Here is a 13,953-nt window from a genome sequence, read left to right on the forward strand (position 1 = left end):
CGCCCTGAGAGGATGGTCGGATGATCGAAGTGAACGATGTCGGCGTCATCGCGGGCGACGTGACGCTCCTGGCACCCGTCTCGGTGACGGCGCAGCGCGGTGAAGCGCTGGTCGTGCGTGGCAGGAACGGGCCGGAAAATCGACGTTGCTGCGAGTGCTGGCCGGGGCACTGAAGCCGTCGAGCGGGAGCGTGCGCGTTGGCGGTGCCGCGGTGGTCGAGCGTGACAGTCGCTTCCGTCGACGCGTCGCCGCAATGATCGGGCTACCGCCGATGGCGCCTGACCTCACTGTGGTCGATCACGTCACTCTGGTCGCAACCACGTGGGTCGACGATCCGTCGGCGGCCACTGAGGTCGCGCAGAGCGTCCTCGCGGAGTTGGGGCTCGACGCGCTGGGGGAGCGGTTCCCACACGAGCTGTCATCGGGCCAGACCCAGTTGGCGGGCCTCGCGCTGGTGCTGGCCAGGCCGTTCGAGGTTCTGATCCTCGACGAACCGGAGCAGCGGCTGGACCCGGAGCGCGTCGCTTCGGTGACCCGCACCCTGCGTGCTCGACGTGATGACGGCGCGACACTCGTGGTCGCCACGCACAACCCGGTGCTCGCGCACGAACTGGCTGATCGCACGCTACTGCTGGATACGGCTGCATGAGCGCGAGAGCCGGGGTCGCCATCAGGATCTGGCGGGCGCGCAACATCCGCACAGCAGGTGATCGCGCATTCGTGATCTACACGATCCTCATGGTCGCCGGGGTCGCAGTCGCCCCGGTCGGCCGTGCCGTGTGGCTGAGCGCGACGAGTCCCGAGGCGGTCGCGGCCTTCGCCTCGCCTGCCGCATCCGGAGTGACGGTGCTCGTCGTCGCGACGTTGTGGGCGTGCGCGCTGCTGATCGGCCGGGACCGTGGCCCGGCATTGCTGGCCCCGTTCCTGACCTATGCCCTCGCCACCAGCGACCTGCCACGGTCTGACACGCTTCGGGGCCCGTTGCTGCGTGCCGGGGCGCTCGTGACCGCGCTGACGACGATCGTCGCCGGGCTGGTCGGCGGCAGCTTGTTGAGCCACGGGCTGGCCGACCCGATCAGCGTCGTGATCTTCACCGCGTTCGGCACGCTCGTCGGGGTCATCACCACCGTTGCCTGGCTCACCGGTCAAGCGTTCCCGCGCGCTGCTGTGCCCGTCGCTCTGGTTCTTCTGATGCTCGGGGCGACGACGGGTGCAGTCCCGGTCATGCAGCCGTTCACTCCATGGGGATGGGTCGGGCTCGCCTATCCAGGGAGCGGCTCGTCAGACAGTCTCTTCGCTCTGACCGCTCTCGTCGTCGCTCTCGTCGCCGCAGTTCCTGGCCTGATGAACCGGCTCGAGTCGGCGGCGCTGGCAGAGCAAGCCGCGCGCTGGAGCTCCGCGACGAGCCACGCGACGGTCATGGACTTCAGCGCAGCCGCGACGATCTACCGGGGAAGACCGCACATCGGTCGGCGCATCCGCGCTGTCCGACCGATGCATCGACTGCCGATGATCTTCCTGATCCGTGATGCGATCGGGGTCACCCGCACGCCGGGTCGACTCGTCGTCGGCATGATCGCCCTCGCGAGTGCTGGAGTGCTTCTCACGCTTGCATTCGCGCCGGCCGCACCGGGCTGGCTGCTCGGCGCGGCCGCCGGCCTGATCCTCTTCGCCGGGCTCGGCCCACTCACCGACGGAATCCGGCACGCCGCGAGTGTCGCGTCAGACTTCCCCCTCTACGGGATCAGCGACCTGCATCTGCTCGCAAACCACATGCTCCTTCCGCTCACCGTGACTGTCATCGTGCTGCTCGCGATGGTCGTCGCGTGCTCGATCGTCGCCGGAATCGCCCCCGGCGTGCCGATCATCACCTCACTCGTTCTCGGATTGCTCGGCCTGATCGCCCGCGTCGGCAACGCGTTGAAGGGCCCGTTCCCGCCTGTCCTGCTCACCCCGATCCCGACACCGATGGGTGATCTCAGCGCGGTCGTCCAATTGACATGGGCCCTGGACGGCCCGCTCCTCGCGGCACTTGCAGGAACCGCCGTAGCGCTCGTGTTCGAGGCACCCGTTCTCCTCGTCGCTGTGGCCGCCACCCTCATCGGAGTCGGGATCAACCGCTGGCGCCACCGGTCATAGCATCCGGCTATGCTCAACCAACCTCAAGGAGGAACTGTGGAGTTCGAGGCTCATGAAGCAGCGCTCGACGTGGCACGCCGATTCATCCGCAATGCGCACCCTGACGCGGCAGCCGCAGCTCTGGCCGGCAGCTCTGCCTCTGGCAAAGCGACCGAGACATGTTCGCGGGCGGCGAGCCTGATGACGGCGCGGTTGTTACCAGGATGAGGCCATGAATCACATCCTCGTCCCGGCGGCGATCGTTGTTCTAGGGATCGGCGCTCTGTGGAGCTGTGTCGGGTGGGTCCTGGACAACTACGTCAACTCGGCACCGGCGAGCGTCAGTCGGTGGGTGCTTTGGTCTGGCGTCGCAGTTCTCGCCGTCGGTGTGCTGCTCTACATCTGGCCGGTGTTCGGGAGCTTCTTCGCTCATCCCGCATAGGGCACGCCGAAACGGACTGAACGCCCGGCGGCTCTGCTGATGCTTGGAGTGCGTTGGATAGGATCGCGGAATGCGCCCGCCAACACACGTACTCGAGGCGTTTGGCGCCACCGGTCCGATTGTTCGATTGATGGGAGGCAGAGGAACTGCGTGGCGGGTCGGAGACGTTGTGCTCAAACCACTCGACGTGCTGCCCGAAGAACTCGACTGGCTACGCGAGCACGGTGTGAACGCTTTGGGCGACGCGAACGGAGGGATCATCCGGCAGAGTCTGCCGATCATCAGCCGGGCGGGGGAGTTGGTCGTCGAAGGATGGACCGCGTTCCCTGTGCTCGAAGGTGAGCACCGAGCGGGCATGTGGGCTGAGATCGCGAATGTCGCTCGCGTGTTCACAGATCGATACCGAGGAGTCGACAGGCCCGCCTTTCTCGATGAACGGACTCACGCCTGGGCCCGTGCTGATCGTCTCGCCTGGGGAGAGGGCGCCCTTCCCGAGCTCGACGGCGCGCCGTTTCTCGCCGAACTGCTCGCAGCACGCCAGTTCGTGTCAGATCCTCCGGGCATCGTCCACGGCGATCTCACCGGGAATGTTCTATTCGACGAGACGAAGGCGCCCGCGGTCATCGATCTGACGCTGTACTGGCGGCCGGTCCAGTACTCCATCGCGATCGTCGCTGTGGACGCGGTGTGCTGTGAGGGAGCACCTCTGTCGTTGCTCGAGACGATCGAACTTTCCGATCATTTCGCGCAGTACGTCTTGCGCGCGCTCATCTTCCGTATCGCGACCGATTGGTTCAACCAGCAGGCGCAAGCTGACTTCACTGTGTATCAGGATGCCACTCAGCGTGTACTCGAGCTTGTCTCAGCTGACATGAATCCATCGACGTCCGCAGAACTCAGCTGAGAGCCGCTCGGGCTTCATTTTCGACTGGCGGGACGTCGATCGATCGAAGACGCGGCTCCCGCTCACTGAAATCACATTGAACCTGTCGCCCTCAACGCGCGGCCTCCACTGGTGAGCAGGAGCGTTCCGCGACCAGATCGCGGGGGGCGTCGGCAAGGTTCTCGAGTGGCGCAGGCAACCGGTTGCCCGACCGTTCACCAAGAGCCGATAATGCACATTATGTCCGAATGGAAATCCCCTATCTGCAGAAAGTGCAGGATCTGGCAGGATCTGGCGCACTCGAGCGCGCAGGCTGGAACGACGTCAGAACATCCGTCCCTTGTCGATTTGCTCCTGCGCTTGTTCGATCGCGACGTCGATTTCTGAGCTCCCGGTCCTAGAGCGGCGCGGACGCGAGCGCGCCAATACGATCCCGGCGATCATTGCGACAGTAATCGCCGTACCGCCCGAAGCGATCAGCGCAATCAGGTATCCGCTCATCGTCGGATCTCCTCTCGTGGATGTTCCTCTTCCGGAGCGACGAGGGCCTGCTTCATGGTTTCGCGTGCCCTCGCGTACTTGCCCCTGGCTGTTGACGCATTGATGCCCAGAACCGTCGCGGCCTCGGCGATGCTGAACCCATCCCAGTGGATCAGGCGGACGAGCTCCGCTTGCGGTGGAGCGAGCTTCGCGATCGCGTCCGCCACATCGAGGCGAATATCGGGATCTGGTGCTCGCTGCACGGAAAGCTCGGTTCGGACACGTTCGAGCGCCGCCGACTGCCGTCGACGCGAACGCGTGGCATTCGCAATGACGTTGCGGAGCACCACGAAGAGGTACATACGCGCTGCGGTCGGATCTGCAGGCACGCGCGCGCTCCGCCGCCAGACGATCTCGAGAGCGTCGCCGAGGGCGTCTGCCGCGTCAGGTCGGTCCACCACGCGGCGCTCGGCGTAGGCGAGCAGGTCGGAGAGATTCTGCGCAATGATTCGTTCGAGAGCATCGTCACGGCCCTGGCGACGACTCATGCGCTGCCCCGCTCACACGCCACACGTAGCTGCCTGCCGGCCAGAACGATCCCCTCCGAGGCGAACGCTTCATCGAGGGCGTCAATGATCGCTTCCGAGACGGCATACTCTTCGAACTCGGCAGGCGCGTTTGCGAGAATCGAGAATGGATCATCTACCTCGAGTTCCGCGCGCGCATCGGCGACGATCTTGTCGATCCCTGCCTGTGAGAAGTCAACGCTGTCGGCAGCGCTCATCGCTGCTGCATACATCTCGTCTTCCGTCTTGGGTTGGCCCATGCGCCACTGCTGGTAGTCGAGGCCGAGCAGCACCGTGCAGTTGCCACCGTCTTCAGTCGTGTAAGTGATCGTGCGATCTACTTCCCAGCCGAGGAACTGCCTGACGGCTGGCAATGCCATGGCCGTGCTCGTGCCCGCGCCTGCAATTACGAGCGCTCCCACCAACCCGACTGTGCCGAACCAGCGCCGGCGATGCTTGCGTGAGGCCCGGCCCTCGGAACTCATTGCGGCCATCGCCCCAACGAGCTCTTGGCTGCGCTCGGCAAAAGCTGGCGCGCTCGCGCGGAGCTGTTCATCGAGCTGTTGATCATCCATCAGTGAAAACCGTCCTCACGTCCATCCTGTCCCCTACTCATACATGTCCGCGGGTGGGTGAAATGTCCTCGACGGGAGAACATTTCGTTGGAGCGCAAAGAAACATGCCCCGCCAATCACTCCTCGATCGCGGTCGTTCCGGCCGCTAGCATGCGGGGATGAGCACTCTGCAGGCTGAGAAGGTCACGCTGTCGACCACTGCGACACCGTGGCGCCGCTACTACGTGTGGGCGGCCGTCGGAGGCGTGCTCGTAGTACCGCTGGTGCTCGCGTTCGCTTTCAACAGTTGGTCGGCACCCGACGATGCGGCTTTCGTTCGAATGGCTTTCTCGCAAGTCGCCGGCGGGACGATCGCGATCGCGACGATGCTCACGCTCGTCGTCGTGAGCCTTGTGAACCGCACCAAGACAGCAACGCCCGTGCTCATCGTGGTCGCCGTGATCGTCACTCAGTACTGGGTCGTGTCTCTCTCCACCGCAGCAGACATGCTGCTCCAAAGAATCGGCTGAAACCGCCGCTTCGCCGATATGGCCGTGCGCCTGGATCGAGCGTTGTGGAAAAACGGTTAAGGGACTTCACCATCAGAAGAGGCATTATTGCAAAAGATTCACGATTCGGATTCCTATCCACTTCCCCATCGGTCCGGTTGCGTAATGCCGACGAATGCCGCGTCTGATCAGCAAGTTTCCGCGCATGGCGCTGGAGTTGGCGCGAGTTCCGATGTTCAGGTCGGCATTGTTCACCGGCGCCATGTTGCTCGAGTCCTGAGCGCGGCCTGACGCCCGTTGATCATCCGGCGAGAATGCAGTGACGGGTGCGTGGCGGCCGTGTGGCTGGTCAGATTCCGCCTCTGGCATCGTTGACAAGCTTATTTTGCATAGGTAGCTTAACCGACATGGGGCCAATTACTCGCGTGACTGTTCCAACGGTCGAGGTGCTTGAGGTTCTCCTCGACGAGGAGGGACCCACTTGGGGCTTGCGGATCGCGAAACACACCGGCCGCGCTCCCGCCAGTATCTACCCGATACTCAATCGCCTCAAGCAAGGTGGATGGCTCGACGCATCTTGGGAGTCCGACGTCGGACGGACTGGTCCCCGACGTCGCTTGTATCAACTCACGTCTCGTGGCCGCGTCGAGGCTCAGCGCGTCACAGCGGACTTCAGACGGCAACAAGATCACCCCGCGCCGATAGAGCCGAGACTGGCATGAACATCTCCCGGATGATCGTGACGGCGAGCAGCGCTCTGATCAGCCCAGAACACCGCGAAATCTGGCGAGAAGCACTCCTCGCAGACCTCCGAGATTGCGAAGAACTCGGGATCAAGCCCACCCAGGTTGCCCTAGGCGCAGCGCGCATCGCCGTCTCGCTGCAGAACGGCCGGCAACTCAGTGAAGCCGACACTCCACCAGGAAAGGAACGCCCGATGCAAATCTCTCCACGCATGAGAACATTTCTGCTCACCATCATTGCGACCACATGGACGCTGGGAGCCCTTGGCCTTCTCAATATTGCGCTGACTCACTTTTCGGTCACCGGAAGCGATCTCGGCTTTCGCCTGCCCAACGGCGGTCTGGAGTTGGAATTGGTTCCTGTCATGATCGGGGTTGCGGCTGCGGCGATCGCCGCTGGAATAGCAAGTCTCGTGCTCATCGCGGCGAGAGCGCGTCGGTCCACGCCAGCCAGCTGATGAGAGGCCGACGCCTTAGAACTCTGCCGCGCGTTCCGAACGCTGACTACCCGCAGCGACGCGGGGCATGGCGGGCCTCAATATCGACAGATCGAATATTGCTTCTCACCGATAAAACTCACACTATTTGCGAGATGTGCAAATAGGCGAGATGTGCAAATAGGGAAGAATCAGGTAACGCTTCCCAACTCCCCCATAACCGCGTCACGCACTCACAGCAGAACACCGGACGGCCAGAAACGCCCCTTCACGCAACGCGAGGTGCAGCAACTCTTCGACCTCGCTGACCTCGAAGTAGCCAGGATTCTGGACTCCGGCCGGCGTGGCGCGCTGAGCGCATGGCGCGATGCCGTCGCGTTGAAGACCTTGTACGGCTGGGGTCTGAGCACCAACGAGATGCGCCACCTCCAAACGGTCGACTTCTCTCGCAACAGCCGTGCGCCCTACCTCGGCGACTATGGCGTAGTTCGCGTCCGTTGGGGCAAGGCACATCGCGTGTCCGCCAAGAAGGTTAGAGCAGTGCTCACCGTATGGCAGTGGGCCGCCGACGTAATTGGCGGCTGGGTCGACTACGGGCTCCCCCGCTATGGGGAACCAGGTGCGCTCTTCGACGGTCGACCGCTCGAACGCGCCCACGAGGCGGAGCGATGGCGCGTGACCCTTGCCGCCGAATCACCGCTGCAGCGGCATCCATTCGGCGATCACCGCGACGGCGCAGTCCATGCCTCAACCCGTACGACGGGCGGAGGAGCAAGTCGAGGAGCGAGGCAGCGCGGTGCGCGCGGCCTCGGGGATGCGGGGACGTCCGGGGCGGCTGGGCTCACACGTAGATCGCGACGAGCTTGTCGAGGGACTCCTCGAGGCCCTTCTTCGAGAGCGCGAGCTGCTCGGGGTCGATGTAGCCGAGTTCGGTGACGGTGAGTCGAGTCGCGTCGTCGCCGATCGACTCGAACGTGATGACGTGCCGCACGTCGCGCGGGATGCCCGCGGCCCCGATGGTCGCGGGGTCGATCGCGGCGCCGTGCTCGTCGGCGATGTTGTGGATGAACTCGAGGCGGTGCGGTGCGTCGACGAGCGTGTACGCCCAGGTGCTGTACAGCGCCCGGAACCCCCAGTCGGGGGCGCTCATGCACACAAGGGACGTGCCGCCGACGCGCACGTCGAGCTCGGCGACCGTGCAGGTGAAGCCGTTCGGGCCCCACCAGCGAAGCACGCGGTCGGGTTCGGTCCACGACTTCCAGGCCGCCTCGATGGGGGCGGGGATGTCGCGGTTCACGACGAGATCGTGCGTCTCGTGCTGGGTCGTGTCGTTCATCGTGGCTCCTCCGCTGCAGGCCGCCGCCGCGGCATCTGTTTCACTTCGATGATCGAAGCGTAGATCACTACGATGATCAAAGTCAATGCCGTAGACTCGACGCATGAAGCGAGCTGAAGGGCGGTCGACCTGCCCCACCAACTTCACCGTGGAGACCTTCGGCGACAGCTGGTCGCTGCTGATCATGCGCGACCTGCTCACACTCGGCAAGCACACCTTCGGGGAGTTCCTTCGGTCCGAGGAGCGCATCGGTCCGAGCGTGCTCGCCGACCGCCTCGCCCGACTCGAGCGCAGCGGAATCATCGTGCGCACCCCGAGCGAGACGGATGCCCGCAAGGTCACCTACTCGGCGACGGAGAGCGGCATCGCGGCGATCCCGCTCTTGTACGAGGCGGCGCGATGGGGCATGGGCAACGTTCCCATCGAGGAGGACGATCCGTGGGAGGCGGTCATGGCGATGGACCGCCACGACGTGCTCGACGCGTGGCAGCAGGCCGTGCGCGAGGGTGGTTCGCTCCTCGGAGGCGCGGAGAGCGCGTTCGCGCGGCTGAGCGCCAGCGCGCGCGGTCGCGTGACGGCGACGGTGGAGGTTTCCGGGCGCACATAAGCGGCGAACCACGTGGAATTCCGCGGCATTTGTCATCGGTTCTGTGGGCTAGATTCCATGAGAAGTGGCCAATTCCTACACTGGCCGCTGCGAGGTGCCCGCTCGAATTCTCGGACTCGACTCTCGAGCACCGTCGTCCCGAAAGTCGATCCCTCAGTGGTCTCTGATGCGGAGGGTTGCGTTGCTCTCGTCATCCAGTTCATAGCGCCACGCGTACCATCCGAATACGGTCGCGGAGCCCAGGGCCGATACCACCCAAGCCCAGGCCGGAGGCGCCTCGAACTCGATGCACCACCAGAAGATTGTCGCGATGGCGATCCCACCGATCCCTGCGATCGCAGCGAGGGCGAGCACTCGGGCGAGCGCTTCTCGGGCAAACGTCGCCCGCACGGCGAGGAACGCCAGCACAATGGTCTCGGTCACGAGGAAGAACGCAAGTAGGTACAGCGGAACCGCAAACACAGCCCATACGCCGGTCGCTGGATTGCGGGCGAGGAACACCGCTACGACACCCAACGTCAGTGCGGTTGCGAGAATCATCGCGAGAGAGCTGTAAGCGCTGAGTGGTCTCCACCGCAGGGATCGACCGATCACCCGCTATCGTCCGCCTGCATATCGATCCCCGACGGGAACCCATCGTCTGCACCAGAACCGGGTGCGCTGCCATCCACCCGCCCATACTGCCAGAGGCCCGTCGGAAACGCGCCCGAAAGCCGGTCCCCCCAGCGGTGCTCGCGCTCGAGCGGAGCAGCCCGAGGGCAACAACCGGCCGCGATTCCCGTATGCCCCGCCCGCGTCACTTTCGCGTTGCATCGATCAATAGAATCCGGGGTGCCCTAAACGCTTCGAAAGCCCCGCGAGCTTTGTTGAAATCCGGTTAAGCAACTCCACCATCAGTAGACGACATCTTCGCATTGGTTGCGAACTGGCCGCTCCCCCGACGTGCCTCATACGGCACCGATCCAGCGATGCACGACGTGCCAGAAAGAAACGGCACGAAACCCGGGACGGTTCACCACCGAACACATCGAGCTTCGACCCGAGGTTATGCTCATCCGGCTCGGCGGGATTCCCAGCGAGATCCCCGAACTTCTCGCGCCCTTGTTCTGGCGGTAACTTGACGACAGAGAGGGCCTGACGACGAACACCGGTACCGATTGGCTCTTTCCCGGATACCGAGCCGGCCAACATATCTCCGTCCCCACCCTCCAGCAGCGGCTCACCACCCTGACAACGGACGCGAAACACGACCCTGAAGCAACTCGCAACGCTCATCGACGTGAAGTCCCTGTCCGACCTGCTGGGCTACTCCCCAAGACACTCGCACAGCACGCCGCACGTGCCGACTCACACATGGCCCGCTGTGTCGATGCGAAGCACCGGCTTCACATCTCGGACACGGTGCAGCCGAATGTGGCTCAGCCGGAGCGAGCTTTGTGGAACTTCACCATCAGTAAATCCCCCATCTGCAGAAATTGCAGGTTGTCGGTCGACCGGGATTGCCGGGCCCGTCACAGCCGTCACGTACTCGGCATGTCACGAACAGGGACTCAGCGTCCGATAACGTCGCGAATGGCTTGGAGCACTGCGGCTTCGCGCTCGATGTGCAGGTACTGATGTGAGGCGTCCGGGAGTAGGCGCTGCTCGCCCCGCGGCACCGATTCGGCGATCGCTGCTTGCATCCGGCGTACGCCGTCAAGCGCCTCGCGCATGTCCGTTTGGGACATGAAGTTCGCCCAGTAGGGGTTCACACCGCCGGCGGTGAGGACCATCACAGGAACCTCGGGAAGAGGGCCGCCTGAGCGCAGCTCGTCGTAGACCTCGGTCTCGAAGTTCTTCGTCTCATCGATTTGGGTTCGCCACGATTCGAGGTGCTCTTCAATGAGCGGACCGCGGACCTCCTCGCCCCACGCCGAGTAAATCTGGGCATACTGCTCGCGGGCCGTCTGCATCTGTTGGACCGTCAGGTCGGGGAGGTCGTCAAGGCCCGAGGTCATCTGATCGTTCAGCTTTGCGGCCTGCGGCGGCATGAACGACATGATGTCCTCGTGGCCCGGGTCGAGCAGCACGAGGCCCGCGACCTCGTCGGGATGGAGCTGCGCGTAGCGGCGCGCGTAGAAGGCGCCCAGGGAGTGTCCGACGAGGACGTACGGCCCAGAAACACCGGCCTCGGCGAGTACCGCGCGGAGCTCGTTGACCACCTCGGTCGGGGTCCGGGGTAGTTCGACGGGGTCGCTCCATCCCGTGCCGCCACGGTCGTAGAGAACGCTCGTCGTGATGTCCGCGACCTGAAGATGCAGGTTCAGGAAGTCGAGGCCGATGAGACCAGCGCCCGGAAGGAAGATGACGACTGGCCCGTCGCTCCCGGAGCGGTGTAGCATCACGCGGCGTCCACCGAGCTCGTACAGCTCGCCGAGCGGCGGGCGTTGGGTCGCTTCGATCCTTGGGATGACTCCAGTCATGGTGCCCCTCTCACTCAGTCTCATTTCTGAGACCAATCTAACCCATGAGACTATTGATTCGTGACCACGTTCGATCTCTTGACGCACCCCGTGCGCCTCCGCATCGTTCACGCCATGTCGGGAGGGCGCGCGGTCACGGCCACTGAGCTCCGGGCCTGGCTCGCCGATGTGCCCAAGGCCACGCTCTACCGCCACCTCGCACTGCTCGCCGGCGGCGGCGTGCTCGAAGTCGACGGCGAGCAACGGGTGCGCGGCGCTGTTGAGCGCCGGTATCGCCTCAACCGTGCAGCTTCCGTCATCGACGCGGCCGCCGCCGCCTCAGCTTCCATCGCCGACCACCGTCGCGCGTTCGCCGCCGCGACTGCGGTGCTGATCGCCGAGTTCAACAGCTATCTCGATGATCCCGACGCGGACCCGACTGCCGACCTTGTGGGCTACCGCCAGCACTCGATCTGGCTCAGCTCCGAGGAGCGCGCCCAGCTGATCAGTGAACTCCGTGACGTCATCATCAAGCACATCGGCAATGAACCATCGGCGTCACGGAGTCGCCATCTCCTCAGCCCGATCCTGTTCCCCGTCAACAGTGCCGAAACTGGTCCACTCGAGAGCGAATAGTCCGGCGCGACGTTCGAGACCAAGGTTTGCGCTGCCTGCATCCAGGTCCCCAGACTGGCACCTCACCGACGATGCCGCGCCAGAGAATCTGCACTCGCTCGGCCGTCGCGGATCGAGCTTTGCGGAAATCCGGTTAAGCAACTTCACCCATTGAAGAATGAGGCAAAGGTCAGATTCCGCACTTTGTTGAAAGCGCACCAATGATTGCCTCGCCTCTTCTTTCGCTGACGTGATCAGGGATATTCCAACCCTGAGTGCCGTGCGCACGGGAGTGCATCACCGAAGCCGGCAAGTTTCTCATCTGGCTCGAGGAGGAGCACGTCAACGTCTTCGCCTTCGGCCAAGCGCACATCGACAAGTACCTCGCGAACGCCGTCACCACCGTACCGGCACGCGAGAACCGCTTCGGTCAGAGCGGCGGTCGCCGCATCCGATCCGACACGATCGACCCGGCGAGCACGCCGAGCGAGATCGCGATCATCGTCGCGAGCGTGGCGATCAGCGAGGCGGTGCCACCGGCGTCACCGCCGAGCACCTCCGCCACGCCGACGAGGCCCAGCGCGCCGGGCACGAGCAGCCAGAACGCGGGGATGAAGCTCACCATCGCGGCCGGGCCGGTGGGCTGCCGGGCGACGAGCGCCGTCACGGGCGTGACGACGAGAGCACCGACGAAGGCCGACAGCACGCCGCCGAGCACAACGCCGCCGATGACCTGCGCGGCGTAGGCGATGTAGAGCACGAACATCATCCAGAGCATGGCGCGGGGCGGGGCGCATTGATGCACGGCGATCCCCACGCCGAAGACGGCAACGGCGACCCAGGGCGCGACCGTGCCGAGCGCCTCGGGATTCTCGGTGAACTCGAGGTCGGGCACGCCGACGAGCGCCCCCGCACTGACGATGCCCGCCGCGATGAGCACGAGCTGCATGCCGCCTGCGGCGAGGCGGCCAGCGCCCGCGATCATCTGGCCGGTCGACAGTTCGAGCGCCGCGGTCGTCAGCAGCACGCCCGGCAGCAGCACGACCAGTGGCCCGATCAGCGCGGCCAGGAGTCCGGGGCCGAATCCGGCGCGCATCAGCACGAACACGACGAGCGCGACGCTGAACGCCACGGTCACGGTGATGAGGGCGCCGTATCGGTCCGGCAGCCGCTCGCCGATGAGGAGGAGCGTGCCGACGACGGCGCCCAGCGCGGCCGCGACGCCGATGCCCAGCCACGACGCTCCGAGCATCGCCGAAAGCCCGGCGCTGAGCAGTACGTACCCGAGCACGCGCAGCACCCGCCCGTACGGCGGCTTCATCTCGCGCACCCAGCGGATGCGGGCGATCGTCGAGGCGGGGTCGAGCAGGCCCGTGCGCGCGGCATCCACGGTTCGCTGCACCTCGTCGATCTGGCAAAGGAGCAGGCGGCCCTCGCCGCTGAGGACGGCACCGGTACGCTCCTCCCCCTCCTCCCCCTCCTGGCCCTCGTCACGAGCCGACACGAGGAGCGCGGTCGGGAACACCACGACCTGGCTCGCCGGAAGGCCGTTCACGCGCGCGATGTCGTCGAGGGCGTTGCGCACCGTCATGACCGAGAACCCGGCGTCGGTCATGGCGGCGCCGACCGCCTCCGTCGCGGCGAGCGCTGCCCCCGGGTCGGGTTCGCCGGCCGATGGTACCGGCACCGCTCCCGTGTCCACCGCGGAGCGAGCGCTCGTGGCCAGGTCGGGTTCGGCGCGGCGGCGCAATGCGAAGAGCACGACGGCCCCCGCGAGCAGCACGGCGAGGGCGACGAACGTCGGCACGGTGGACTCGCCGAGTCGCTCGAGCACGGGGGCGATCGGATCCGGTGCGAACTTCGAGATCATCTGCACACTGTAGAGCGGCCGGGTGGGTGCGGCACGATCAGCGGGACTGTCGGGACGGGATCGCCGGAGAACGCACACGCTCGGCCGTATGGCACGCTGGAGGGCAATGGGACGGCGCGGCCGCAGCTATCACTCCCCCGGCTTGACCAGAGCTGGGTGCTGAACCGGACAGTTGACCACGTTTCCTCCCTCGCCACATGTCTATCTGCGGTTTGAAGCACGGCTACGTGAGAACGGGTGGCTCTGCCTACGCGGCGACGAAAGAAGAAGGCCAGCCGCTGGAGGGCTGGCCTTCTCTTGTTACTCTGCTACTTCGATGGCTCGCTCTGATGGGTGAGCAATCCGGTCACGA

At 65.0% G+C, this 13,953-nt stretch carries 15 protein-coding genes and 1 pseudogene; 9 read left to right on the plus strand and 7 right to left on the minus strand.

The window, feature by feature from the left end; translation table 11 throughout:
• Positions 1 to 68 precede the first annotated feature (68 nt).
• The 4 genes and pseudogenes from AC1C2U_RS01790 to AC1C2U_RS01805 form a co-directional block, all read left to right on the plus strand.
• Positions 69 to 649, plus strand: a pseudogene (locus AC1C2U_RS01790) (ABC transporter ATP-binding protein); the annotation flags it as partial.
• On the plus strand, positions 646 to 2,139 hold the full coding sequence (locus AC1C2U_RS01795; protein WP_495360006.1) for a hypothetical protein: 1,494 nt from the start codon (positions 646 to 648) through the stop codon (positions 2,137 to 2,139). The pseudogene AC1C2U_RS01790 and the gene AC1C2U_RS01795, both read left to right, overlap by 4 nt.
• A 211-nt stretch (positions 2,140 to 2,350) precedes the next feature.
• Positions 2,351 to 2,560 carry a hypothetical protein gene (locus AC1C2U_RS01800; protein ID WP_495360007.1) on the plus strand — a complete coding sequence of 70 codons (210 nt, stop codon included), beginning with the start codon at positions 2,351 to 2,353 and terminating at the stop codon, positions 2,558 to 2,560.
• A 169-nt stretch (positions 2,561 to 2,729) separates the two neighbouring features.
• Complete coding sequence (locus tag AC1C2U_RS01805; protein WP_495360008.1) at positions 2,730 to 3,464, plus strand: phosphotransferase; 735 nt, start codon at positions 2,730 to 2,732, stop codon at positions 3,462 to 3,464.
• Positions 3,465 to 3,767: 303 nt separating this feature from the next.
• On the opposite strand, the gene AC1C2U_RS01810 is transcribed toward AC1C2U_RS01805, so the two are convergent.
• From AC1C2U_RS01810 to AC1C2U_RS01820, 3 genes are read right to left on the minus strand one after another with little or no spacing between them, the layout of a single operon-like run.
• Positions 3,768 to 3,944 (minus strand): hypothetical protein, encoded by a 177-nt coding sequence (locus AC1C2U_RS01810; protein ID WP_495360009.1) that lies wholly within the window; start codon positions 3,942 to 3,944, stop codon positions 3,768 to 3,770.
• Entirely contained in the window at positions 3,941 to 4,471 is a 531-nt protein-coding gene (locus AC1C2U_RS01815) for an RNA polymerase sigma factor (protein ID WP_495360010.1), read from the minus strand. Before AC1C2U_RS01815 ends, AC1C2U_RS01810 begins: the two co-directional genes overlap by 4 nt.
• Positions 4,468 to 5,064, minus strand: a complete 597-nt coding sequence (locus tag AC1C2U_RS01820; protein WP_495360011.1) for a hypothetical protein — start codon at positions 5,062 to 5,064, stop codon at positions 4,468 to 4,470. The genes AC1C2U_RS01815 and AC1C2U_RS01820 overlap by 4 nt, the downstream gene beginning before the upstream one ends.
• A gap of 158 nt (positions 5,065 to 5,222) precedes the next feature.
• Here AC1C2U_RS01820 and AC1C2U_RS01825 point away from each other — a divergent pair, with 158 nt between their 5' ends.
• The 3 genes from AC1C2U_RS01825 (at position 5,223) to AC1C2U_RS01835 (ending at position 6,753) form a co-directional block, all read left to right on the plus strand.
• Entirely contained in the window at positions 5,223 to 5,573 is a 351-nt protein-coding gene (locus tag AC1C2U_RS01825; protein ID WP_495360012.1) for a hypothetical protein, read from the plus strand.
• A 386-nt stretch (positions 5,574 to 5,959) separates the two neighbouring features.
• Positions 5,960 to 6,274: a PadR family transcriptional regulator gene (locus tag AC1C2U_RS01830; protein WP_495360013.1), complete on the plus strand. Its 315-nt coding sequence runs from the start codon at positions 5,960 to 5,962 to the stop codon at positions 6,272 to 6,274.
• Complete coding sequence (locus AC1C2U_RS01835; protein WP_495360014.1) at positions 6,271 to 6,753, plus strand: hypothetical protein; 483 nt, start codon at positions 6,271 to 6,273, stop codon at positions 6,751 to 6,753. The genes AC1C2U_RS01830 and AC1C2U_RS01835 overlap by 4 nt, the downstream gene beginning before the upstream one ends.
• 820 nt (positions 6,754 to 7,573) lie before the next feature.
• On the opposite strand, the gene AC1C2U_RS01840 is transcribed toward AC1C2U_RS01835, so the two are convergent.
• Positions 7,574 to 8,068 (minus strand): SRPBCC family protein, encoded by a 495-nt coding sequence (locus AC1C2U_RS01840; protein WP_495360015.1) that lies wholly within the window; start codon positions 8,066 to 8,068, stop codon positions 7,574 to 7,576.
• A gap of 103 nt (positions 8,069 to 8,171) precedes the next feature.
• Between AC1C2U_RS01840 and AC1C2U_RS01845 the strand changes: the two genes are divergently transcribed.
• A complete protein-coding gene (locus tag AC1C2U_RS01845) occupies positions 8,172 to 8,675 on the plus strand; it encodes a winged helix-turn-helix transcriptional regulator (RefSeq protein ID WP_495360016.1) in 504 nt (167 codons plus the stop codon).
• A 153-nt stretch (positions 8,676 to 8,828) separates the two neighbouring features.
• Here AC1C2U_RS01845 and AC1C2U_RS01850 read toward each other — a convergent pair whose 3' ends face one another.
• The gene (locus tag AC1C2U_RS01850; RefSeq protein WP_495360017.1) at positions 8,829 to 9,215 is read right to left on the minus strand and encodes a hypothetical protein; all 387 of its coding nucleotides are present in this window, start codon (positions 9,213 to 9,215) and stop codon (positions 8,829 to 8,831) included.
• A 1,010-nt stretch (positions 9,216 to 10,225) separates the two neighbouring features.
• The gene (locus AC1C2U_RS01855) at positions 10,226 to 11,224 is read right to left on the minus strand and encodes an alpha/beta fold hydrolase (RefSeq protein ID WP_495360018.1); all 999 of its coding nucleotides are present in this window, start codon (positions 11,222 to 11,224) and stop codon (positions 10,226 to 10,228) included.
• Between AC1C2U_RS01855 and AC1C2U_RS01860 the strand changes: the two genes are divergently transcribed.
• Positions 11,198 to 11,752, plus strand: coding sequence for a helix-turn-helix domain-containing protein (locus AC1C2U_RS01860; RefSeq protein WP_495360019.1), 555 nt, complete (start codon positions 11,198 to 11,200; stop codon positions 11,750 to 11,752). The genes AC1C2U_RS01855 and AC1C2U_RS01860 overlap by 27 nt on opposite strands.
• Before the next feature lie 409 nt (positions 11,753 to 12,161).
• Here AC1C2U_RS01860 and AC1C2U_RS01865 read toward each other — a convergent pair whose 3' ends face one another.
• Entirely contained in the window at positions 12,162 to 13,601 is a 1,440-nt protein-coding gene (locus tag AC1C2U_RS01865) for a threonine/serine exporter family protein (protein ID WP_495360020.1), read from the minus strand.
• Positions 13,602 to 13,953 lie beyond the last annotated feature (352 nt).

The sequence above is a fragment of the Agromyces sp. Y575 genome, from assembly GCF_059445445.1.

What these genes read in the sequence shown, in the direction of transcription:
- AC1C2U_RS01795 (WP_495360006.1), top strand. Translation starts at nt 646, where the DNA reads ATGAGCGCGAGAGCCGGGGTCGCCATCAGGATCTGGCGGGCGCGCAAC.
- AC1C2U_RS01800 (WP_495360007.1), top strand. Translation starts at nt 2,351, where the DNA reads ATGAATCACATCCTCGTCCCGGCGGCGATCGTTGTTCTAGGGATCGGC.
- AC1C2U_RS01810 (WP_495360009.1), bottom strand. Translation starts at nt 3,944, where the DNA reads ATGAGCGGATACCTGATTGCGCTGATCGCTTCGGGCGGTACGGCGATT.
- AC1C2U_RS01815 (WP_495360010.1), bottom strand. Translation starts at nt 4,471, where the DNA reads ATGAGTCGTCGCCAGGGCCGTGACGATGCTCTCGAACGAATCATTGCG.
- AC1C2U_RS01820 (WP_495360011.1), bottom strand. Translation starts at nt 5,064, where the DNA reads ATGGATGATCAACAGCTCGATGAACAGCTCCGCGCGAGCGCGCCAGCT.
- AC1C2U_RS01825 (WP_495360012.1), top strand. Translation starts at nt 5,223, where the DNA reads ATGAGCACTCTGCAGGCTGAGAAGGTCACGCTGTCGACCACTGCGACA.
- AC1C2U_RS01830 (WP_495360013.1), top strand. Translation starts at nt 5,960, where the DNA reads ATGGGGCCAATTACTCGCGTGACTGTTCCAACGGTCGAGGTGCTTGAG.
- AC1C2U_RS01835 (WP_495360014.1), top strand. Translation starts at nt 6,271, where the DNA reads ATGAACATCTCCCGGATGATCGTGACGGCGAGCAGCGCTCTGATCAGC.
- AC1C2U_RS01840 (WP_495360015.1), bottom strand. Translation starts at nt 8,068, where the DNA reads ATGAACGACACGACCCAGCACGAGACGCACGATCTCGTCGTGAACCGC.
- AC1C2U_RS01845 (WP_495360016.1), top strand. Translation starts at nt 8,172, where the DNA reads ATGAAGCGAGCTGAAGGGCGGTCGACCTGCCCCACCAACTTCACCGTG.
- AC1C2U_RS01850 (WP_495360017.1), bottom strand. Translation starts at nt 9,215, where the DNA reads ATGATTCTCGCAACCGCACTGACGTTGGGTGTCGTAGCGGTGTTCCTC.
- AC1C2U_RS01865 (WP_495360020.1), bottom strand. Translation starts at nt 13,601, where the DNA reads ATGATCTCGAAGTTCGCACCGGATCCGATCGCCCCCGTGCTCGAGCGA.